The sequence below is a fragment of the Arthrobacter sp. zg-Y179 genome, assembly GCF_020907345.1.
GTDB classification, from domain to species: domain Bacteria; phylum Actinomycetota; class Actinomycetes; order Actinomycetales; family Micrococcaceae; genus Arthrobacter_B; species Arthrobacter_B jinronghuae.
On the sequence record NZ_JAJJOB010000007.1, the window covers coordinates 287,105 to 306,933 of the forward strand.

The window sequence follows — 19,829 nt, forward strand, 5'->3', positions numbered from 1 at the left end:
TGGCTAGCTTGAGAGGCGTCCATCCACCATCTCGACGACGCGGTCGCAGTGGTGCAGGACGTCGTGATCGTGCGTCACCATAACTGTAGCAACGCCGCGCTCATGGGTTTCCCGGGCGAGCAGGGCAACCACATCCTGGCTGCGGGCGCGGTCCAGGGCAGCGGTGGGCTCATCCACGAGCAGCAGCGACGGCCGGTTCACCAGTGAACGCGCAATCCCGACCCGCTGGCGCTCACCACCGGACAGCTGGTCGGGCCGGCTCCGGGCCTTGTGGTCCATGCCCACAGCTGCCAGGAGCTCCAACGGGTCGAGAGTGTCCCGGGTGCCGGCAAGCTTCTGCATCAGGCGCAGTTGTTCCGCGGAATTCAGTGCCGGAATCAGGTTCCCGGACTGGAACACGAAGCCGATCTCCTGCAGGCGGAACCGGGCCCGGGCCGCCTTGCCCAACGTGCCCAGATCCACTCCATTGACCCGGACGGTCCCGGAATCGGGGGTGGTGAGGGCCCCGGCCACGGCCAGCAGGCTGGACTTTCCGGCACCGGACGGGCCGACGACGGCGACCATCTCACCGGGGCGGACGGTTAGCGAGACGTTAGCCAGGGCCTGCACCGTGCTGTCACCGTCGCCCAGGGCCAGGTTTGCGGACTCGATCAGCAGTCCGCCGGTACGCGTGCCGGCGGTGCGTTCTTCAGTGGTGGTGCTCATCTCTGTCCTCCAAGGGCTGCCAGGGGGTCTACGCGGGAAATCCGAACGATGGCCAGGGCGGCGCCTGCCAGACCAAGGACGATCGTCAGGACCGTGGCCGTCAGGATGGGAGTGGTCTCAAGGGCAAACGGCATGGCCGTACCACTCAGTCCGGCACCCATGGCGAGGCCGGCGAGAATGCCGGCAACGGTGGAGGTCACCAGGATGATGGCCGCCTGGAGCAGTCCGTCACGCAGCAGGTACCCGGTGGAGGCGCCCACGGCGCGCAGCACCGCGAGTTCATGTTTCCGCTGGATGGTCCAGACCGTGAAGAACGCGCCCACGACAAGGGCGCAGATGGCGTACAGGAAGATCTGGATCATTTCCAGGGTCATGGTTTCGGCGGAGTAGCCGGGGGAGGCGTTGAAGGATTCTGCCAAAGTCGAGGTGACCGTGCCGGCGGCTTCATCGCCGGCGGCGAAATCGATGTCCGCACCGTCGGCTGCTTTTAGCGCAACCGTGCTGGCGGTGTCGAAGTCAACGCCGGACACGGTGTCAGCGGTCGGCGCCCCGGGGGCACTCTGTCCGCTGGCCAGGTACTGCCAGGTGTCCAGCGGCAGGTAGCCCACGTCGACGTGACCGAAAGTCGCCTGCCCGTCGGTGTAGCCCACTACGGTCAGCTCGACGCCGATGCGCTCCAGGGTGACGACGTCACCGATGTGCAGGCCTTCTTCGGCTGCAGTGGCTGACACCACTATCTCGTTGGGTGCGGCAATGCTGCGTCCTTCGCCGACCGTCGGCGCCAGGAAGGAATCGGCGTTGATCCCGAACAGGGCCAGGTCAACCTGAGTGCCGTTGCCGGTGGTGCCGTTCATCATGGCGGTGCCCATCAGGGCGGACTCCTCGACGCCGGGCTGTTCGGCCCAGACCGTGGCCTGGTGTTCGTCGACAACGCTGCGGGAGAAAGCATTGTCGGTTTTCGTGCCTTCGTTGAAGGCAAAGGCGGTGGCCGGCATGGCTTTCAGGCCGGACACGCCGTCGTTGACCAGTCCGGAGGACAAGCCGGATAGCAGGACCATAAGGACGGCGATGAGGGCGACGACGCCGCCCATCAGTCCGAACCTGGCCCGGGCAAAACGCAGCTCTCGAAGCGCTAGGAACATCGGAACCCCTTGGTGGATTGGTGGAAATGTTGCCAACACAGTGTCGGTAACATACCAACATCATGTCAGAAAGTGCCCGCCGAGGCGAAATGCGCGCGTTGCGCCTTGCATGCCCGGGCAAAGACCGGGGGGGGCTGGCATGGATGCAGACCGTCTGCTGTGCTTGATCCATGCCCAGGCACGGCTTCTCGGCACGCGGTTCCCGGCATTCGTCCCGCCGCCGGCGGTACCTGCGCGCGATGGCGGTGGGCGTGGTGCTGGTGCTGGTCTTCGAATACGCGGTCCTGCCGCAGCTGGTCGGTATCGACAACGTCCTGCGGTCCTTGGCCGGGTTGCCGCTGATAGTGCTGGTGGGTGCTTTGTGCCTGGAGGTCACTTCCTGGTTGAGCTACAGCGCCCTGACGCGGGTGGTGTTGCCGGGCACCTCCCGGCCGTCCTATTTCACGCTGGTGCGGATCGACCTGTGTGACACCGCCATTAACCACGTGGTGCCCGGCGGTGGAACGACGTCGGCCGCTGCCCGCTTCCGGCTGCTCACCCTGTCCGGGAGTCCGCCGCAGGATGCGCTCAGCGCGGCAACCATCCAGGTGCTGGGAGCGAACCTGGTTCTCGGTGTGCTGTTTGGTATCGGGTTGCTGTCCATGCTCGGGCAGGTGAACGTAAGCGGCTATTACGCGGCCGCTGGGGCAGTGGTGCTGGCACTGTTCGTGCTTGTCACGGCTCTGCTGGCCGTCCTGGACCGGCATCTCGCGGGGGCGGTGCGGGTGGTGCGGTCGGTGGCGGGTGCGGTTCCGCTGATGCACCCGGACAGTGCCGAAAAGTTTGTCCGGACGGTGGCCGGCGAAACACAGATGTTCCGTGCACAGCCGCGACGGCTTCTGGCCGGGGTGGCGCTGGCGGCGCTCCGCTGGCTCCTGGACGCCGCCTGCCTGTGGGTGCTGGTGGCCGCGTTTGGCCATGTGCTGGGGCCGGGGGAGCTGCTGGTTGCCTATTGCCTGGCCGGGCTGGTGTCGATGGTGCCGCTGACCCCCGGCGGGGTAGGGCTGGTGGAAGGGCTGCTGGTACCCACTCTCACCGGATTCGGCGCATCCTCACACGCGGCGGTCCTGGGGGTGCTGTCCTGGCGGATCCTGCAGTTCTGGCTGCCGATCCCCGTAGGGGCGCTGGCCTATGCCTCACTGCGGCTGGGCGTGCTGCGCCGGGCGGGCCGCCGGCGCCGGGAGGTAGTCCTCACCGGCGCCAACGGTTCCGCCGATGGGCGGTGAGGCAGGTTAGGACCAGATGTCGTCGCCGCGCAGCGTGGCGTCGGCGCCGCCGTCGGTGTAGATGGTCTGTCCCGTGGTGTGCGTGTTCTCTTCGGAGGTCAGCCAGACCAGGAGGCGGGCAATAACTTCCGGTTCCGAGTGGCCGTTCAGTGGCATCGGCACGTTGGCATCCACCATGGCCCGGCCTTCCGGGGTGGACAGCAGGTCGCGCGTCATGGCGGAGAGGACGGTGCCCGGGGCAACCGCGTTCAGCGGAATTCCGGCGCCGGCGAAGGCCGGGCTGATGCTTTCACGGCGGACCCAGCGGCTCAGCGCCCGCTTGCTGGACGGGTAGTTCAGGTAGCCGGTCTGGGGGCCGTTGTCGGCGAGTGCCTGGCCGATCCGCAGGGCTTCTTCCTCGTTGCCGGCGAGCATGGCGTCGACAAGCTCGGGGGAGTTGGGCTGCAGGCTCGCCATGGAGCTGACGACGGCGGCGCGGGGCGCGCTGCTCTTGGCCAGGACCGGGGCCAGTTCGGTCAGGAAATCCGTAACACCGAAGAAGTTCACGGCGACGGTGATGGGTGCCGGGGCGGAAATGCCGGCGCAGGCGATCACGGCGTCGACGTTCCCGCCGGCAAGCTCCACGGCCTTGGCGACGGCGGCGGAGCGGCCCTCGGGCTTGCTCAGGTCCGCTTCGACGTCGGCGTTGCGCAGGTCGACGCCGATGACGGTGTTGCCGCGTTCCTTCAGGATGGCGGCGGTTGCTGCTCCGATGCCGGAGGCGGATCCGGTCACAATGTAGGTTCTAGTCATGTTTACAGTGTAGACCGGTCAGCCCGGCACCGGCATTTAGTGCAGCAGCTCCTGCCAGCCCGGAGGCACCCGGCCGGCCGGTCCGGGAACGGACTGGCTGTTCGGGTGGTGGGCCGGCGGGGCCAGCTCCGGCCCGGCGAAGACCGAGGAATCCGCGTAGTTCCAGAACCATTCCTCACCGGGTTCGAAGCTCCGGATGACGGGATGCCCGGTCTGCTGTTGGTGAAGGGTGGCGTGCTGCCCGGGGGAGCTGTCGCAGCAGCCGATGTGCCCGCATTCGGCACATCGGCGCAGGTGGTACCACCACCCCTCCAGTTGGGCGCATTCCACGCAGCCCGGGCCGCTGGGCGGAACCGAAACGTTGATACCGGGAATCTGGTCCATGGGGGACCTCCTTGAGGTACGGGTGGGTCGTCAGTACCGGCCGGCACGTCGAGATGCCGTCCCCACCACGGTAGCTACCCGGCCGTCCCCGTCAACCGGTGCCGGAGCGCAACGGTTCCGGGCGCAACGGTTCCGGGGTCCGGCCTAGGCCAGCCATGCGGTGGTGTCGGGCGGCAGCAGGCCGCCGTCGAGCGGGCCGCTGCTGTGCAGGACCGACCCCTCCGGCAACCCGATGGCTTCGGCGCCGAAGTTGGTGATGCTCTGCCACCCGCCGGGCCGCCGGAAGTGCAGCACGGTGGCCGGACTGTCCAGCCAGTCGAGTTCCTCCGGACCCTGCCGCTTTCCGCGGAGCTCCAGTGCCCGGCGGTAGAACAGTAGGGTTGAGTCCCCGTCCTGTTCCTGGGCGGATACTGCAGCGGACGCGAAGTGCTCCGGCTGGGGCAGATGGGCGGAGCCGGCGCCGAAGCCGAACGAGGGGCCTGAAACGGTCCAGGGCAGGGGCACCCGGCACCCGTCACGGCCCTTGTCCACACCCGGGTTGCGGTAGAACGTGGGATCCTGCCGGTCAGCGTCCGGGATGTCCGCCACTTCATGCAGGCCCAGTTCCTCCCCCTGGTACAGATAGGCCGAGCCGGGCAGCGCAAGCATCAGCAGGGTGGCGGCACGCGCCCGGCGCAGGCCCAGCTCCGGGTCCAGTGCCGGTTCGGTGCCGCCCGAGAAGACCCAGGCTTTCCCGTCCTGTCCCTTGGCGCTGCCCGCCGGAGCGGGCGGCAGGCCGTAACGCGTGGCGTGCCGGACGACGTCGTGGTTGGACAGCACCCAGGTGGAGGAGGCCCCGGTGGCCGCGGCCTGGTCCAGGTTGGCGGTGATGATCTCCCGGAACCGGGCGGCGTCGAAGTCCGCCTGCAGCAGGTCGAAGTTGAACGCCTGGCCCAGGCCTTCGGGGCTGGCGTACCGCCCGCGGCGCGAGGCATGTACCCAGGCCTCGGCCACCGCCGTGCGCGGAGGATCGTACTTGTTGAACAGCTTCCGCCACTCGGCATAGATTTCGTGGACTTCGTCGCGGTCCCAGAACGGATGGCCGCCGTCGAGGCCCTCACCTTCGGCCGCCAGCTCGGCACTGGTTGCCAGGGGTGCAGCGAGGTCCTTCGCGAGGGCATGGGCCACATCGATCCGGAAGCCGTCCACGCCGCGGTCGGACCAGAAGCGCAGGGTGGTGAGGAACTCCGCGCGCACCTCGGGGTTCTCCCAGTTGAAATCGGGCTGTTCCGGGGCGAACAGGTGCAGGTACCACTGCCCGTCCGGCACCTGCTCCCAGGCGCTGCCGCCGAAGACGGACTGCCAGTCCGACGGCGGCAGGCTGCCGCCGGGTCCTGTTCCGTCGCGGAAGATATAGCGGTTGCGGGCGGGGGAGCCCTTGGGAGAGGCCAGCGCTTCCTGGAACCAGGCATGGCGGTTGGAGGAGTGGTTCGGGACGATGTCCACGATCAGTTTGATGCCGGCGGAGTGCAGTGCCGCGGCCATGTCATCGAAGTTGTCCAGGCTGCCCAGCCTCGGATCCACGGCGCGGTAGTCGTCGACGTCGTACCCGCCGTCGGCGAGCGCCGAGGGGTAGAAGGGACTCAGCCAGACGGCGTCGACCCCCAGCTGCGCGAGGTACGGGACTTTGGCCGTGACGCCGGGCAGGTCACCGAGGCCGTCTGCGTTGGAATCCGCGAAGCTGCGCGGATAGATCTGGTAGACGGCGGCCTGCCGCCACCAGTGCGGATCCTTCATCGGGTCGGCTGGGAATGGCTGCGCGGGAGCGGTCAAGGCGGTCCTTCGGGTGGGAGGTGTTTCGACGTTGTCTGGACTCTACCAACGCGTGTGGCGCAGCTGACGTCTCAGGGAGCGGCGGCACGGCGTTCGAGCACCTCCCGTTCACGGCGGTTCCGGGCCAGCGCGGCGGCAGCGGAAAACTCGGCCCGTGCCTCCTCTGTCCGGCCGAGCCTTGACAGCAGCTCGGCCCGCACACTGGGCAACAGGTGGGATCCGTGCAGGGCCCCTTCGGCCGCCAGCCGGTCCACGATGGCCAGGGCGGCTTCCGGCCCGGTGGCCATGGACACTGCCACGGCCCGGTTCAGGTCGACCACGGGACCGGGGGAGAGCCGGCCCAGTGCCTCGTAAAGCAGGACGATCCGCGGCCAGTCCGTGAGCTCGGGCCGTGCGGCCGTGGCGTGGCACTGTGCAATGGCTGCCTGCAGGGCATAGCTGCCGCGGCTCCGTCCGAGTTCCATGGACAGCTCGTCGGCACGGGCAAGACCTGCGACGCCGCGTTGGATCTGCGCCCGGTCCCAGCGGGTACGGTCCTGATCCGCCAGCAGGACGGGTGCGCCGCCGGGACCGCTGCGGGCGGCGAAGCGGGAGGCGGAGAACTCCATCAGGGCCACCAGCGCGTGTGCTTCCGGTACCCGAGGGACTAGCCCGGTGAGGATCCGGCCGATCCGCAGCGCCTCGTTCGCCAGTTCCGGCCGGGTCCAGTTCTCCCCTGCGGTGGCCGCATACCCCTCCGTGAACATCAGGTAGATGACATGCAGGACACCGCGCAGCCGCGGCGTCCACTCATTGGGCTCCGGCGGTTCAAAGGGAACCCGCGCCGCCGCCAGTGTTTTCTTGGCCCGGACAATGCGCTGCTGCGCAGTGGCGGCCGGGACCAGGAACAGCCGGGCGATCTCCGCGGTGCCCAGCGAACCGACCACCCGCAGGGTCAACGCAATCTGCGCCTCCGTGGAGAGCACCGGGTGGCACGCGGTGAAGAGGAGCCGAAGCACGTCGTCGGGCAGCGGCTCCCATTCCGGGGCTGCCTCGTCCTGCGCCCGGCGTGCCAGCAACTCGTAGCGGTCCTGAAGCCGCTCGGCCCGCCGCCACCTGTCGATCGCCCGGCGTCTGGCCACCGCGCTGATCCAGGCACCGGGGTTACGGGGAATACCCGTTCCGCTCCATGCGGTCAGGGCTTCGGCGACGGCGTCCTGCGCAGCGTCCTCGGCCAGTCCGACGTCGCCGGTCACCCGGGCCAGGGCGGCCACAATCCGGGCGCCTTCGATGCGCCACAGGGCATCGAGGCGTCCCCGGACTGCTGCCGCGGAATCCACGGCTATTTGTTCTCCGCGGTCAGGTTCTCCTCTTCCTGACGCCACAGTTCTTCCTTCCGGATGTATTCGTTGTCCGCAAAGTCGGCGAAATCGGTGGCTTCGTTCACGCGCCGGACCTCGAGTTTGGACCCGGGGCCAAGCGGTGCGCGGCTGGCCCACTCCGCCGCCTCCTCACGGGATCCCACCTGCACAATCCAGTACCCGTTGAAGAGCTCGTGGGTTTCGCCGTAGGGGCCGTCGGTGACCAGCGGAGGATCCTCGGAGAAATCCACCACCAACCCGCTGCCCTCGGAGACGTCTGCCAGGCCTTCGCCGCCGATCATCACTCCGGCATTGATCATTGACTCGTTGTAGGCGCCCATCTGGTTGATGATCTGCTCAAACGGGATGCCCTTGGATGCCTGCACGGCCTCGTCCGTGGCCCGCATGATGAACATGTACTTCATGGCACTCTCCCTGCTGCTTGTTCCGTAGAAGGTGCTGATGCGCCTCCTACTATGACGTCGAACGGGCGGGATGGATATCGACAGCCCGGAAAATCTTTTCCGGCTCCGGGACCGCAGCGGGAACTGCTGACAGCAGATCCGCCGAGGGCAGATACCCCTTCTCCTGCCGTCCCGGCAGGCGCAGCGTGGAGGCATGAATGAAACCGAAAAAGCCCCGCTGTTTACCGAAAGAATCCGCCAAGAGTTTTTCGAACGCCGTGTCCTCGTTTTGGACGGGCCGCTGGATGACGACAATGGAACCCTGCTGGCCACGCAGCTGATTGCCCTGGCGGCTGAGGACCCGAAATCCGACATAGCACTCTGGATCCATTCCCCGGGTGGATCCGTCCCCGCAATGCTGGCGATCCGCGATGTCATGCGTGCAATCCCCAACGACGTATCCACCCTCGCTTTCGGAATAGCCTGCAGTGCCGGGCAGTTCCTGTTGTCTGCCGGCACACGCGGCAAGCGCCGGGCTCTGCGACACTCCCGCGTGCTGATGCATCAGGGGTCTGCGGGACTCGCCGGTACTGCGGCCGACGTCGAACTCCAGGCGGACGATCTGCGCTATACGCGGGACACCGTGCTGCGCCTGATTGCGGAGGATACCGGCCAGCCCGTCGAGCGGATCTTTGCCGATTCCCTGCGTGACCACTGGTATACCGCAGAGGAAGCCCTCGACTACGGCTTTATTGACGCCATTGCCGGGTCCCTGGCGGAGTTCCGTCCGGCCGGCCGGGTGACGGCCGGATTCCGGAGCCTGGTCCGGGAGGGAGCCCAGTGAGCACATACACCGTCCCCAACGTCATCGCCCAGCATCCCCGCGGCGAACGGATCATGGACATTTACTCGCACCTGCTCACGGAGCGGATTGTCTACGTCGGCACGGCCATCGATGCCGGCGTCGCCAATGCGCTGATAGCCCAGCTGCTTTTCCTGCAGTCGGACAACCCGGAAGCCGACATCGAGCTGTACATCAACTGCGAGGGCGGAGATCCCAGCGCCATGCTCGCCATCTACGACACCATCCGCTTCATCCGCCCGTCCGTTGCCACCACGTGCGTCGGCCAGGCCGTGGCTGTGGGGGCCGTCCTCCTGGCCGCCGGCGCCGAAGGCAAACGCGCTGCGCTGCCGCACGCGCGGGTCATCCTGCACCAGCCCGCAGCGTCTGGTCGCGGCACCATTCCCGACCTGATCCTGCAGGCGGACGAGCTGGTGCGGGTGCGCTCCGACATGGAGGAAGTCCTCGCCCGCCACACCGGCCAGAGCCTGCAGACGCTCCGGACGGATACCGACCGGGACCGCTTGTTCACAGCCGAAGCGGCACGCGAGTACGGCCTGCTGGACCACGTGATCGCCGCCAAGGGGGCGGTCCTTAGGCAGCCAGCCTGAACGTGCCCTGCGTCGCCGGAACGCTTGCCTGGCCGTCCGTGGAGATCAGCGATTCGGCTACCCCGAGCGTGAGGTCCAGCAGGGTAATGCCCAGGGCTCCGGCGACGGCGGCAACCATCTCACTGGAAGGCTCTTTCAGTCCGCGCTCGATCTCCGAGAGGTACTGCGGCGAAATTCCCGCCCGCGCAGAAAGCCCGCCGAGGGTCCAGCCGCGTTCGTGCCGCAGTCGGCGCAGGAGTTCTCCGAGCACCTGGCGCCACAAAGGGTCGGAGGCGGTTTCGGACGGGCCGTTGAAAGGAAGAATCTCGCTCATCCTTGATGGTAAAACGCAGTGCGGCCCCGGGCCATGGGTCCGGACCAGCGGCAGTTCTGCCCAGAGCGGAGGGCGGCAACTTTGTCGTTGCCCGCTACCTGAAGCGGGCGGGTCTTTCGTCCGGGCGGGCACAGTCCTACAGTGTGGAGCATGGCCGGGAACAGCGTGCGGCTGCCCCACCAAGAGCCAGTCCAGGGGGCGGTCTTCCGTCCCGCCATTGCAAGGACGTGAGGACCATGACGGAAACGCAAATCGGTGCCGAAGACGATCGGGAACTCAAAGCAAAACTCCGGGCGGTATGGGCGCTCGGGAACTATACCGCTGTGGCCACCGAAATCATTTCCGGTCTGGGTCCCGTGCTGGTGCAGGCCTGCAACATTACTGATCGTGACGAAGTGCTGGATGTCGCGGCCGGTACGGGAAACGCGGCCATTCCCGCCGCTGAGACCGGGGCAGACGTGACCGCCTCGGATCTGACCCCGGAACTCCTGGAGTCCGGCAAGCGTCTGGCCGAAGCACGCGGGGCGCACCTCAGCTGGGTCGTGGCCGACGCCGAGGCTCTGCCATTCGCGGACGGGTCCTTTGACGCGGTGATCTCCTGCGTGGGTGTGATGTTTGCCCCGCATCACCGGCAGGCGGCAGCCGAACTGGTGCGGGTCTGCCGGCCCGGCGGTCGCATCGGCCTGATTAACTGGACGCCCGAAGGATTCATCGGACGGATGTTCGCCACTATGAAGCCGTACGCCCCGCCGCCGCCTCCCGGGGCGCAGCCGCCGCCGCTCTGGGGGAGTGTGGACCATGTGCAGTCGCTGCTGGCCGGCCGGGTGCAGGAGTTCCGGGCTGAGCGCCGGACGGTGCGCGTTGACCGGTTTGCGACGCCGGAGGAGTTTCTCGCTTTCTTCAAGGCGAACTACGGGCCCACCATTGCGGTGTACAAGTCGATTGCGGGCAGTCCCGACCGGGCGGCAGCACTGGACGAGGAACTGATGGCTCTGGTTCGCCGATTCAGTGCCGGCACCGACGGCACGGCCATGGACTGGGAGTATCTGCTGGTTACCGCGCACCGCGCCTAGGGGAGTGGGCCTGTAGCCTCCTCCAGCACTGCCGCGATCCCGGGACGTGACGCCGTAGGGACTGTTGCCGTGCATTGCCGTGCACAGCCTCCCACCGAATGGTGCTGATGTGACTGGTGGGTTCACGCCGCCCCCGAATGTCACAGAGCCTGGGACCCGGTGCCGGACCGGGCCAATCGCCGTGCACAGCCTCCCACCAAATGGTGCAGATGTGACTGATGGGGTCACATTGGCGCCCATACGTCACAGAGCCTGGGACCCTGTGCGAACCGCACGCTGCGCATCCCATGCAGCCAGCCGCCGGCGCGACTCAACGGAACCCGTTCGTGGCTCAACCGAACGAGCCCGTGGCCCTACGGGGCGCAGCAGACGTCCCGGGGGACCCCCTCCTCAACGCTAGTTGACATAATGTGGATTATCGGCGTTATAACCGGGGTGCCGGAAGTGGCGGAAACCACAGATATTCCCGAACCGTCCATCCGGCCCCGATTACCCGCTAATCCCCCGTTTTTGGCGCTTTGTCCGGTTTTTGCCGAACTTCGGACTCTTCCGTGCAGACTCCAGGCCCGGGACGCCGTTCTGCGGCGAAAGGCCGCTTCTGGCTGAAGCTCCCAAAACGGCCGACCTGGTCGCACGGTTTCCGGCCTCCCGGCACCGGAACCGTCTCTCTCCAGTCAGTTGACATAACGTCCCCCGGCAACCTGCCGGGGCAGTCTGCGCGGCTTTACATAACCGCCTGCTGGCTCCTGCCCCGCCCGGGAAACCGGCCGACCTGGTCGGACAGTTTCCCGTCTCCGCCACCCGCGCTCACAGCACCTCGACGGGTTGACATAATGCCTCCGCCGGCTGGGCTGACCGGGACCACCGGGTTGACATAACCGCCCCGCAGCCTGCCCCGTAACCGCCCCCGCAGCCTGCCGCGCCGCCGGACTCGGCCCGCCCCGATCCTGCCCCGCTCCCGGCGCGAAAGCGGGAATACAAACTTCCGACGGGACGTTGATCACTTTCCTGCCGTATTTCGTCATACGTGGTCCGCCACGCCTGTACGGTTTGGTGCAGCGACTTTCGTTGCCCTATATGATCTACGCTTCACCCCCCCCACAATCAGGAGATAAGCACAAGAAAATGGCTACCGATTACGATGCCCCGCGCGTCAAGGAAGAAGACCAGCACACAGACTCCCTCGAGGGTCTGAAAGCTCAGCAGCGTGGCGGAGCGATGACAGCAGTCATCGATGTCGAAGAGTCAGACGCCATCGACGGTTTTGACCTTCCGGGTGCGGATCTTTCCGGCGAGGAACTCCTCATCAAGGTGGTTCCCCCGCAGGCAGACGAGTTCACCTGCATGTCCTGCTTCCTCGTACGCCACCGTTCGCAGATCGCCCGCGAAAAGAACGGCGAGGCCTACTGCCTGGACTGCGAGGGCTAGTCTCTCCCCGCGCCGCACAGCCGGGTTCCGCCAGACGGCGGACTCGGCTGTTTGTCTTTAACGCCGGGTCCGCACCGTAGACTCTCCGCATGTCTACCTCCCTTCCCCCATCCGCCCTTGCGCTCACCCCGGCGGACAAGGCGCTCGTGGACCTGGCCCGGCGCACCATTGACGCCGCCACCGACGCCGGCCCCGACGAAGACGGAATCCACACCATGGGCGCGGCGGTCAGGACGGCCGACGGCGGTATGCACGCGGGCGTGAACCTCTACCACTTCACGGGCGGTCCCTGCGCCGAACTTGTTGCCCTGGGCGTGGCACGGGCGGCCGGAGCGGCCGAGCCCACCTGCATCGTTGCCGTCGGCAACCACGGACGAGGCGTCCAAAGCCCGTGCGGACGGGACCGTCAGGTCCTTGCCGACTACTACCCCGGTATCCGCGTGATCCTGCCGACGCCGGACGGCCCGGTCAGCATTCCCGCGGGCGACCTGCTGCCGCTGGGATTCGTCCCGCCCGCGGCGTAAATGCCCGCCTCTCCCCTGCTGCGTCCCTGGGCGCAGGCCGATGCACCGTCCCTCTATGCGGCCTTCGCCGCCGATCCTTCGCTAGAGCACCAGCTGGGCTGCCGGCTCGACGACGTCGGACAGGCCGCCGGGTATCTCGACACCGTCCTGGTCGATTCTCCGCAGCGGCGAAGCTTCGCGGTTGACGTGGACGGCACGGCGGTGGGAAACATCGGAATCAGCGCGATCGACAGCCGGCACCAGACCGCCTGGGTCTCGTATTGGCTGGCGCCATCCGCGCGGGGACGTTCGCTGGCCTCCCGCGGCGTCGCGGCGGCAGCAGAGTGGGCCCTAGGCGACGGCGGGCTTTTCCGCCTCGAACTGGGACACCGGACCAACAACCCCGCATCCTGCCTGGTGGCGCTGAACGCCGGGTTCCGGACGGAAGGCATCGAACGGTCCAAGCTGCGCTACGGCGGGGCCCGCTTCGACGTGGAAACCCACGCGCGGCTGGCATCCGATCCGGTTCCGGACATCAGTGTGCTGCCGCTTCAATCCCCCGGCCCCTCCACGTCCTGAACCACTTCGTTGCGGCGCAGGAACCAGGGCCGGAACGGCGGGTCGAACCGTGCGAACCGCGGACGGCCCAGAGGGGTGAACCCTTCGGCAGACACAGCTGCCAGGAGGACCTGGAGATGGCTCTGATAGTTGGCTTCGCTCCAGCGGCCGGAAAACCCCGCCGCCGCAGCTGTCCGCCCCCGCACCGGAACAATGCTGACGGCCGGGTCCTCCGGCACCGGGGCGGACGCAGCGGACAGCTCCGCGGGCAGGACGAAGGCCACGCAGAAGGCACCCGGAAGCGGACTTGGTTCCAGCAGGACCGGAGCCGTCATCGCCAGGGGCATGCCTTCGGTTCCGGGCGACGGTTCCAACGGAGCGGAGTTCCGCCCGCTGATATACGCGTAGAGGTGCCGGAAGCCGGCATTGCCGGCTCCTTGGAAGCCTGCGTTCACGGTGACCTGGGCCACGAGGTGCGCGGGGTAATGGCGCAACTCGAAATCTGGATACCGTCCCAGGAGGTTATACGGCTGCTGCTCGGTCATGGTGGTCACACGTTACGCCGCCCCGGCTGCGCGTGAACACCGCAGCGGCTACTAGGATGAAGCGGTGCCCACAGATTCCACCGCCCTGCTGCGTGACCTGGTCCTGCCGATGCTCGAACAGGAGCTCGTGCCGATAGTCCAACTGGGGCACCCCGCCCTCCGCCGCGAGGCGCTGCCCTTCGACGGCGAACTGGACGCCGCCGAACTGGATGCCCTCGTAGCACTTATGCGCCGGGTCATGCACGCCGCCCCCGGCGTGGGGCTGGCTGCACCCCAGCTGGGTATTCCGCTGCAGATCGCGGTGCTGGAGGACACCTTCGACGCCGGAGCCGAGGCCTCGGCCGTCCGGGAGCGGTCTCCCCTGCCCTTCTTCACGATCATCAATCCCCGGTACGAAGCCGACGGGGACGAGACCGCCGAGTTCTTCGAAGGCTGCCTGTCCTTCGAGGGTTACCAAGGCGTGGTCCGCCGGCCCCGGTCGGTGGTGCTGGACTACACCGACCTGAAGTCCCGGCCGCGCATGGAACGCTTCAGCGGCTGGCAGGCGCGGATAGTCCAGCATGAAACGGACCATCTCTTCGGCACCGTGTACGTGGACAGGATGCTTCCCCGGTCCCTGTGCAGCAATGCCGAATACGCCCGCCGCTGGGCCGCGCCGGGTATCAGCGAGGCCCAGCGGATACTGGGTTTCTAGGCGCGGGCCGGTTCTAGGCCCGGGCCGGCTCCGGCGTGCGCGCCTGCTCCGGGGCCGGGTTCTGCGGCGTCGGCAGCCAGCGGGCCCACCATGCGAGCAGATGCTCGAAGCGCCTGCGCCGGTGCCACGGCGTGCCGCTGCGGGAGAGCTCGTGGTTCTCGCCCGGGAAGAGCAGCAGCTCCGTTGGCACCGACCGCAGCTTCAGTGCGGTGTAATACCGCTGGGCCTGCTCCACCGGGCAGCGCAGGTCCTCTTCGGAATGGACCACGAAGGTGGGGGTGCGGACGGAGTCCACGCACGCCATCGGGCTCTGCGCCAGGACTGCGGCCGGATCCGTACCCGTGTAGCCGGCGCTGAAGAACCAGCCGATGTCCGCTGAGCCGATAAAGGACAGCGGATCAAGGAAGCCGCGTTCCACCACGGCGGCGGTGAACCGGTGGTCGTGCGCGATGGTCCACGCCGTGAGGTAGCCGCCGTAGGATCCGCCCATGATGCCCAGCCGGCTTCCGTCGAGTTCCGGATGCACGGCCAGCGCCCCGTCCACGAACGCCAGCACGTCGGCCAGATCCAGGGTGCCCATGGCTTCCTTGATGCTTCGCCCGTGCGCCTGCCCGTAGCCTGCTGACCCGCGGGGGTTGCACATCAGCACTGCGTAGCCGGCGTTGGTGTAGATCTGTGTCTCGTCGAAATAACCCCACCCGTATTGGGCGAACGGACCGCCGTGGATGTTCAGCAGCACCGGGTGCGGGCCGGGTCCCTCGGGCAGGGCCAGCCAGCCGTGCACGGGATAGCCGTCCCCGGAGGGGTGCGTTTCCTCGGCAGGCAGCGCAACCGCGGTTTCCCGGCGCAGCGCTTCGGAGAAATCAGTGACGGCGCGGAGGCTGCCGTCCTCGACGACGGCGAGGTCGCCGGCCGTCCGCGGGTCGGTGTAGCTGACCACCACTGTGCCGTCTGCGGAGCCGGCGGCTTCCACGACCCGGGGGCCGGCCACCAGAACTTCCACCCGTCCGCGCGGATCCACGGCCAGGAGCTCACCCGCCCCGCGCGTGCGGTTGAAGACCAGCACCTCGGCACCGTTGTGCGGCACGACGGTGCCCTCCGCCAGATCTACGCTCTCCGGGTCCGTCAGCCGGCGCACCGCCGTCGGGTCCGCTGCCGGGGCCGCATACAGGGCGGTGTTCCGGGCAACGAAATCGGTGCCGGTAACGGAAACCTCCTGGCCCAGATAGAACAGCCAGTGCCCGTTGGTGCTTTCCACCGGGTCCGAGACCGTCAGCGGGTTGCCGGCGTCGTGGTTGGTAAGCCGGGTCAGTCCGGTGCCGTCCGGGTGGATGCTGAAGACATCGGACACCAGGGAGGCGTCCAGATCCGGGGAGGACGTGAACAGGATCCGGCCGCCGTCCGCCGTGAACACCGGCTGCAGATGGTCCGCTGGATCGGAAGTCAGCTGCACGGCCTCGGGCAGGCCCTTTTCGGGTTCGCCGCCGTCCCTGGCCCTGCCCCGCGGCTCGATGTGCGGCTCGGCGTCGAGGTCAGGCAACATCAAATGGAAGATCTGCACGGGCTTGTCATTGGTGTAGCCCACGCCGTTCATCCGGTATTTGAAGGTGGTGATGAGCCGGGGATCCTCAGCGGCGGAACCCACGCCGTCCGTGGTTCCGTACCGGCCTTCCTCCGGCACGCGGGCGGAAAACACCACACTGCGGCCATCCGGGGAGAAATTGAACCAGGACACACCCAGCAATGCGTCAGTCAGCTGAACGGGCTCCCCGCTGCCGGCGCCCAGGATGTACAGCTGAGCCGGCTCCCCCGGCGCCGCACGCAGGAATCCGAGGCTGGAACCATCGGGACTGTACTTCGGCAAGGTGTCCCGGAAACCGCGGGTGAGCCGCCGCGGCCGGCCTCCCTGGGTCAACGGAATACGCCACAGCTGCCCGGTATAGGCATCGGCGGTGAAGTCCGGGCGGGTCACTGAGACCACGCAGTGCAGGGCATCGGGATGCACGGCCGGGGCGGACAGGGAATTCAGGAGAGGCAGGTCACATGGTTTCACGCTCCGAAGCCTAATGTCCGCGGCCGCCGGGGCCAACCGCCGCCTTAGGATGGATTCATGCCTTCCCTGCCGCTGCTGGTCTGTCCCGTCTGTGGCGGCAGCCTCGAACCCGATCCCGATTTCCGGTCCCTCAGCTGCCCGGCAGGCCATCGATATGATGCGGCCAAGCAGGGCTATTTCAATCTCCTTACCGGCGGCGGCACTAAATTCCAGGCGGACACCGCCGCCATGGTCCAGGCCCGCACGGACTTTCTGGCGGCCGGTCACTACCAGCCAATGGCGGCCGAGCTGGCACGCCTCGTGTCGGCTTCAGCACCCCAGGCGGGTGCCGTCCTCGACGCCGGCGCGGGAACCGGCTACTACCTCGGCGAGGTACTGCGTCCGCTTCCGGGGGCCGAGGCGGTGGCACTGGACATTTCCAAATACGCGCTGCGCCGGGCAGCCCGCGCACTGCCGGGAACCTACGCACTGGTGTGGGACGTCTGGCGGCGGCTTCCGCTGCGGGATGCCTCCGTGGACGTGGTGCTGAACGTCTTCGCACCGAGGAACCCGCCGGAATTCCACCGCGTCCTGGCTCCCGGCGGCATCCTGGCAGTGGTGACTCCGCGCCCGGAGCACCTGCAGGAAATCCGGGCAGGGGCGGCCATGCTGGGTATCGCTGCGGAAAAGGAAGAGCGGGTCAGTGCGTCCCTGTCCACCGGATTCTCCGCCCTGCACAGCACGCAGTGCACGTACTCCATGCAGCTGCGCACTGCGGACGTCCGAAACGCCGTGTTGATGGGTCCTTCCGCCCGGCACCTGGAGCCGGCCGCCCTCGAACGGACCCTGGCCGCCCTGCCCGACCCCGTCGAGGTGACTGCGTCCTTCACCCTGCAGATCTTCCGCGCCGACTGAGGCCTGACGCACAAAACGTTATCCATCCGCCGCCCGCGGCCCTAGGTCTGCGGCACGGTCTCGGGCAGAATGTACTAAACGCCCGGTAACCGCCGCCGCGCGCGCTGCCGGTGCCGTAGGCAACGGGAACGATCAGGACAAGCAGGACACGCAGGACACTCAGGACAAGCAGGACACGCGGAACTGTCCGGAAGATAAGGGGAAAGCGGATGCAGGAAGTCTTCGAATGGATGCTCAGCTATGGCTGGGCCCTCTGGTTGGTTCTTTTCCTCGGATTCGCCGCCGTGGAGGCCCTTACCCTGGACCTGTTCTTCGGAATGCTCGCCGTGGGCGCGCTGGCGGCTATGCTGGCCTCGTTCTTCGCCGCCCCGCTCTTCCTGCAGGTGGTGGTGTTCGCGGTGGTCTCCGTCCTCATGATCGGCGTAGTACGGCCGATCGCCCTGAAACACCTGCAGAAGGGCGACAAGGATCAGTTGTCCAACATCGACCGGATCATCGGCGCGCCTGCGCTGACGCTGGAATCCGTGACGGGTTCCTCCGGAACGGTGAAAATCGGCGGCGACACGTGGACTGCCCGCAGCGTTGACGGATCCCCGCTGCCCGCGGGCGTCGAGGTCAGCGTCGCACGGATCGAGGGTGCTACCGCCCTGGTCCAGGCGGCCGGAACCGGATCAACAGCAGCACACTGACAAATCAGGCGGCATGGCCGCCGAACCAAATGCGGGAATTCCGGAAGGAATTCCGCTGAACCAAACCGCGGAATCCGTCCCGGATCGCGTGGAACGCAAGGGGGAACATGAGTGGAACAGCAGTCCTATTAATTCTCGCCGTCCTGGTGATCTTTGTACTGGTCATCCTGGTCAAGGCGGTCAAGATCGTCCCGCAGGCACGGGCAGGCGTGGTGGAACGGCTTGGCAAGTACCAGCGCACGCTGAATCCCGGCCTGACCATCCTGGTTCCGTTTGTGGACCGGATGCTGCCGCTGCTGGACCTGCGTGAACAGGTGGTGTCCTTCCCCCCGCAGCAGGTCATCACAGAGGACTCCCTCGTGGTCTCCATCGATACCGTGGTCTATTTCCAGGTCACGGATGCCCGGGCAGCAACCTATGAGATCGCGAACTACATCCAGGCCGTGGAGCAGCTGACCACCACCACGCTCCGCAACGTGGTGGGCGGCCTGAACCTGGAAGAGGCGCTGACCTCCCGTGACCAGATCAACGGCCAGCTGCGCGGCGTCCTGGATGACGCCACCGGCCGCTGGGGTATCCGGGTCTCCCGGGTGGAGCTCAAGGCCATTGAACCGCCCCTGTCGATCCAGGATTCCATGGAGAAGCAGATGCGGGCCGAGCGGGAACGCCGCGCAACCATTCTGACGGCCGAAGGTACCAAGCAGTCGCAGATCCTCACCGCCGAAGGACGCCGGCAGGCCGCCATCCTCGCTGCCGAGGGTGACGCGAAAGCCGCCATCCTGCGCGCCGACGGTGAGGCGCAGGCCATCGCCAAGGTCTTCGATGCCATCCACAAGGGCAACCCGGACCAGAAGCTGCTCGCCTACCAGTACCTGCAGACCCTGCCGAAGCTGGCCGAAGGCACGTCCAACAAGCTGTGGATCATCCCCAGTGAGCTGGGCGAAGCCCTCAAGGGTGTCGGCAGCGCATTGGGCGACTTTGTGCCGGACGCGGCCATGCACTCGTCCAACGGGAGCACCCCGGCCCAGGCTTCCGGACCCGCAGCCGCGGCAGGCCCCGCAGCCGGAGCCTAGCCCGTTCCGCTCCCCTGTTAGCCGATTCCCGTTCGGTGCCGGTATAATCGGTTGTTTGCCGGGCAATAGCTGCGGCACCGAACGGGACCGCCGACGGGAACAGCTGCGGCGTCGTCGGCGTTGTATTGGCTGTGACGGCCAGCCTTAGGTTTACCTGCCGGTCCGCCTCCGGGCGGCAGGCGGGCACGGCACCGGCATAACAAGGGATCCGCCAGCGGATCCAGCGGATTGAAGAGGGAGAAAAGATGAGCGATCGTAGCCTGCGGGGTATGCGCCTGGGCGCGCAGAGCATGGAGACTGAATCCGGTGTGGAGCCGGCTCCCCGCCAGCGGGTGGAATACCGCTGTGAGGACGGCGAGCGTGTTTTCGTAACTTTCGCTGCCGAAGCGGACGTTCCTCCGGTCTGGATCTCCAAGACCGGCAAGGAAGCGCTTCTGGTGGACGGCGAGAAGCCGGACACCAGCAACGACAAGCCGGTGCGGACGCACTGGGACATGCTGTTGGAACGACGCAGCATCGAGGAACTTGAGACGATCCTCCAGGACCGCCTGAACATCCTGCGCGAACGCCGCGGAGAGCGCACCAGCGCCTAGATCCATGCAGCGCGGTGTCCGGTCAACGGACAACCGGCGTGCAGAGACAAAAAAGCGGGGCGGGGGGCCAAAGGGCCCCCCCCCCCCGGTGGGTTTTAACAAACCCCGCCGGGGGGT

Annotated in this window: 22 protein-coding genes; 12 read left to right on the forward strand and 10 right to left on the reverse strand. The window is 67.2% G+C overall.

From position 1 onward, the window contains the following. Positions 1-3: 3 nt before the first annotated feature. Positions 4-705: an ABC transporter ATP-binding protein gene (locus tag LOC56_RS08565; protein WP_229951851.1), complete on the reverse strand. Its 702-nt coding sequence runs from the start codon at positions 703-705 to the stop codon at positions 4-6. After that, positions 702-1,847, reverse strand: coding sequence for an ABC transporter permease (locus LOC56_RS08570; protein ID WP_229951852.1), 1,146 nt, complete (start codon positions 1,845-1,847; stop codon positions 702-704). The genes LOC56_RS08565 and LOC56_RS08570 overlap by 4 nt, the downstream gene beginning before the upstream one ends. 170 nt (positions 1,848-2,017) lie before the next feature. On the opposite strand from LOC56_RS08570, the gene LOC56_RS08575 reads away from it, so the two are divergent. Then, positions 2,018-3,112, forward strand: coding sequence for a lysylphosphatidylglycerol synthase transmembrane domain-containing protein (locus LOC56_RS08575; protein ID WP_229951853.1), 1,095 nt, complete (start codon positions 2,018-2,020; stop codon positions 3,110-3,112). A gap of 6 nt (positions 3,113-3,118) precedes the next feature. Here the strand turns inward: LOC56_RS08575 and LOC56_RS08580 are convergent, their stop codons facing one another. The 5 genes from LOC56_RS08580 to LOC56_RS08600 form a co-directional block, all read right to left on the reverse strand. Next, positions 3,119-3,904: an SDR family oxidoreductase gene (locus tag LOC56_RS08580; protein WP_229951854.1), complete on the reverse strand. Its 786-nt coding sequence runs from the start codon at positions 3,902-3,904 to the stop codon at positions 3,119-3,121. Between the two features lie 36 nt (positions 3,905-3,940). Continuing rightward, entirely contained in the window at positions 3,941-4,288 is a 348-nt protein-coding gene (locus LOC56_RS08585) for a UBP-type zinc finger domain-containing protein (RefSeq protein ID WP_229951855.1), read from the reverse strand. A gap of 144 nt (positions 4,289-4,432) precedes the next feature. Next, the gene (locus tag LOC56_RS08590; protein ID WP_229951883.1) at positions 4,433-6,064 is read right to left on the reverse strand and encodes a glycoside hydrolase family 13 protein; all 1,632 of its coding nucleotides are present in this window, start codon (positions 6,062-6,064) and stop codon (positions 4,433-4,435) included. Between the two features lie 107 nt (positions 6,065-6,171). Then, a complete protein-coding gene (locus tag LOC56_RS08595; RefSeq protein WP_229951884.1) occupies positions 6,172-7,419 on the reverse strand; it encodes an RNA polymerase sigma factor in 1,248 nt (415 codons plus the stop codon). 2 nt (positions 7,420-7,421) lie between these two features. Further along, the gene (locus LOC56_RS08600) at positions 7,422-7,865 is read right to left on the reverse strand and encodes a YciI family protein (RefSeq protein WP_229951856.1); all 444 of its coding nucleotides are present in this window, start codon (positions 7,863-7,865) and stop codon (positions 7,422-7,424) included. Positions 7,866-8,058: 193 nt separating this feature from the next. Here LOC56_RS08600 and LOC56_RS08605 point away from each other — a divergent pair, with 193 nt between their 5' ends. Beyond that, positions 8,059-8,688: a ClpP family protease gene (locus tag LOC56_RS08605; protein ID WP_229951857.1), complete on the forward strand. Its 630-nt coding sequence runs from the start codon at positions 8,059-8,061 to the stop codon at positions 8,686-8,688. Continuing rightward, positions 8,685-9,296, forward strand: coding sequence for a ClpP family protease (locus LOC56_RS08610; protein ID WP_229951858.1), 612 nt, complete (start codon positions 8,685-8,687; stop codon positions 9,294-9,296). Before LOC56_RS08605 ends, LOC56_RS08610 begins: the two co-directional genes overlap by 4 nt. Here the strand turns inward: LOC56_RS08610 and LOC56_RS08615 are convergent. After that, complete coding sequence (locus LOC56_RS08615) at positions 9,280-9,609, reverse strand: helix-turn-helix domain-containing protein (RefSeq protein ID WP_229951859.1); 330 nt, start codon at positions 9,607-9,609, stop codon at positions 9,280-9,282. The genes LOC56_RS08610 and LOC56_RS08615 overlap by 17 nt on opposite strands. 236 nt (positions 9,610-9,845) lie before the next feature. On the opposite strand from LOC56_RS08615, the gene LOC56_RS08620 reads away from it, so the two are divergent. From LOC56_RS08620 to LOC56_RS08635, 4 genes are all read left to right on the forward strand, one after another. Continuing rightward, positions 9,846-10,682, forward strand: coding sequence for a class I SAM-dependent methyltransferase (locus LOC56_RS08620; protein WP_229951860.1), 837 nt, complete (start codon positions 9,846-9,848; stop codon positions 10,680-10,682). 1,125 nt (positions 10,683-11,807) lie between these two features. Further along, positions 11,808-12,110, forward strand: a complete 303-nt coding sequence (locus LOC56_RS08625) for a DUF4193 domain-containing protein (protein WP_229951861.1) — start codon at positions 11,808-11,810, stop codon at positions 12,108-12,110. Between the two features lie 89 nt (positions 12,111-12,199). After that, positions 12,200-12,634 carry a cytidine deaminase family protein gene (locus LOC56_RS08630; protein WP_229951862.1) on the forward strand — a complete coding sequence of 145 codons (435 nt, stop codon included), beginning with the start codon at positions 12,200-12,202 and terminating at the stop codon, positions 12,632-12,634. Continuing rightward, positions 12,635-13,192: a GNAT family N-acetyltransferase gene (locus LOC56_RS08635; RefSeq protein ID WP_229951863.1), complete on the forward strand. Its 558-nt coding sequence runs from the start codon at positions 12,635-12,637 to the stop codon at positions 13,190-13,192. Here the strand turns inward: LOC56_RS08635 and LOC56_RS08640 are convergent. Then, positions 13,165-13,716: an SOUL family heme-binding protein gene (locus LOC56_RS08640; RefSeq protein ID WP_229951864.1), complete on the reverse strand. Its 552-nt coding sequence runs from the start codon at positions 13,714-13,716 to the stop codon at positions 13,165-13,167. The genes LOC56_RS08635 and LOC56_RS08640 overlap by 28 nt on opposite strands. A gap of 64 nt (positions 13,717-13,780) precedes the next feature. Between LOC56_RS08640 and LOC56_RS08645 the strand changes: the two genes are divergently transcribed. Continuing rightward, positions 13,781-14,410 (forward strand): peptide deformylase, encoded by a 630-nt coding sequence (locus tag LOC56_RS08645; protein ID WP_331460922.1) that lies wholly within the window; start codon positions 13,781-13,783, stop codon positions 14,408-14,410. A gap of 13 nt (positions 14,411-14,423) precedes the next feature. Here the strand turns inward: LOC56_RS08645 and LOC56_RS08650 are convergent, their stop codons facing one another. Then, complete coding sequence (locus LOC56_RS08650) at positions 14,424-16,463, reverse strand: S9 family peptidase (protein ID WP_229951865.1); 2,040 nt, start codon at positions 16,461-16,463, stop codon at positions 14,424-14,426. A gap of 57 nt (positions 16,464-16,520) precedes the next feature. Here LOC56_RS08650 and LOC56_RS08655 point away from each other — a divergent pair, with 57 nt between their 5' ends. The 4 genes from LOC56_RS08655 to LOC56_RS08670 all read left to right on the forward strand — a co-directional run bounded on the left by LOC56_RS08655 (position 16,521) and on the right by LOC56_RS08670 (position 19,712). Continuing rightward, on the forward strand, positions 16,521-17,357 hold the full coding sequence (locus LOC56_RS08655) for a methyltransferase domain-containing protein (protein ID WP_229951866.1): 837 nt from the start codon (positions 16,521-16,523) through the stop codon (positions 17,355-17,357). Between the two features lie 209 nt (positions 17,358-17,566). Continuing rightward, entirely contained in the window at positions 17,567-18,046 is a 480-nt protein-coding gene (locus LOC56_RS08660) for an NfeD family protein (protein ID WP_229951867.1), read from the forward strand. 107 nt (positions 18,047-18,153) lie between these two features. Continuing rightward, a complete protein-coding gene (locus tag LOC56_RS08665) occupies positions 18,154-19,119 on the forward strand; it encodes an SPFH domain-containing protein (RefSeq protein WP_229951868.1) in 966 nt (321 codons plus the stop codon). 245 nt (positions 19,120-19,364) lie between these two features. Beyond that, entirely contained in the window at positions 19,365-19,712 is a 348-nt protein-coding gene (locus LOC56_RS08670; protein ID WP_229951869.1) for an RNA polymerase-binding protein RbpA, read from the forward strand. Positions 19,713-19,829: the final 117 nt, after the last annotated feature.

Coding starts and splice junctions, on each gene's coding strand:
- LOC56_RS08565 (WP_229951851.1), bottom strand. CDS start 705: ATGAGCACCACCACTGAAGAACGCACCGCCGGCACGCGTACCGGCGGA.
- LOC56_RS08570 (WP_229951852.1), bottom strand. CDS start 1,847: ATGTTCCTAGCGCTTCGAGAGCTGCGTTTTGCCCGGGCCAGGTTCGGA.
- LOC56_RS08575 (WP_229951853.1), top strand. CDS start 2,018: ATGCCCAGGCACGGCTTCTCGGCACGCGGTTCCCGGCATTCGTCCCGC.
- LOC56_RS08580 (WP_229951854.1), bottom strand. CDS start 3,904: ATGACTAGAACCTACATTGTGACCGGATCCGCCTCCGGCATCGGAGCA.
- LOC56_RS08585 (WP_229951855.1), bottom strand. CDS start 4,288: ATGGACCAGATTCCCGGTATCAACGTTTCGGTTCCGCCCAGCGGCCCG.
- LOC56_RS08590 (WP_229951883.1), bottom strand. CDS start 6,064: ATGAAGGATCCGCACTGGTGGCGGCAGGCCGCCGTCTACCAGATCTAT.
- LOC56_RS08600 (WP_229951856.1), bottom strand. CDS start 7,865: ATGAAGTACATGTTCATCATGCGGGCCACGGACGAGGCCGTGCAGGCA.
- LOC56_RS08605 (WP_229951857.1), top strand. CDS start 8,059: ATGAATGAAACCGAAAAAGCCCCGCTGTTTACCGAAAGAATCCGCCAA.
- LOC56_RS08615 (WP_229951859.1), bottom strand. CDS start 9,609: ATGAGCGAGATTCTTCCTTTCAACGGCCCGTCCGAAACCGCCTCCGAC.
- LOC56_RS08620 (WP_229951860.1), top strand. CDS start 9,846: ATGACGGAAACGCAAATCGGTGCCGAAGACGATCGGGAACTCAAAGCA.
- LOC56_RS08625 (WP_229951861.1), top strand. CDS start 11,808: ATGGCTACCGATTACGATGCCCCGCGCGTCAAGGAAGAAGACCAGCAC.
- LOC56_RS08630 (WP_229951862.1), top strand. CDS start 12,200: ATGTCTACCTCCCTTCCCCCATCCGCCCTTGCGCTCACCCCGGCGGAC.
- LOC56_RS08635 (WP_229951863.1), top strand. CDS start 12,635: ATGCCCGCCTCTCCCCTGCTGCGTCCCTGGGCGCAGGCCGATGCACCG.
- LOC56_RS08640 (WP_229951864.1), bottom strand. CDS start 13,716: ATGACCGAGCAGCAGCCGTATAACCTCCTGGGACGGTATCCAGATTTC.
- LOC56_RS08655 (WP_229951866.1), top strand. CDS start 16,521: ATGCCTTCCCTGCCGCTGCTGGTCTGTCCCGTCTGTGGCGGCAGCCTC.
- LOC56_RS08660 (WP_229951867.1), top strand. CDS start 17,567: ATGCAGGAAGTCTTCGAATGGATGCTCAGCTATGGCTGGGCCCTCTGG.
- LOC56_RS08665 (WP_229951868.1), top strand. CDS start 18,154: ATGAGTGGAACAGCAGTCCTATTAATTCTCGCCGTCCTGGTGATCTTT.
- LOC56_RS08670 (WP_229951869.1), top strand. CDS start 19,365: ATGAGCGATCGTAGCCTGCGGGGTATGCGCCTGGGCGCGCAGAGCATG.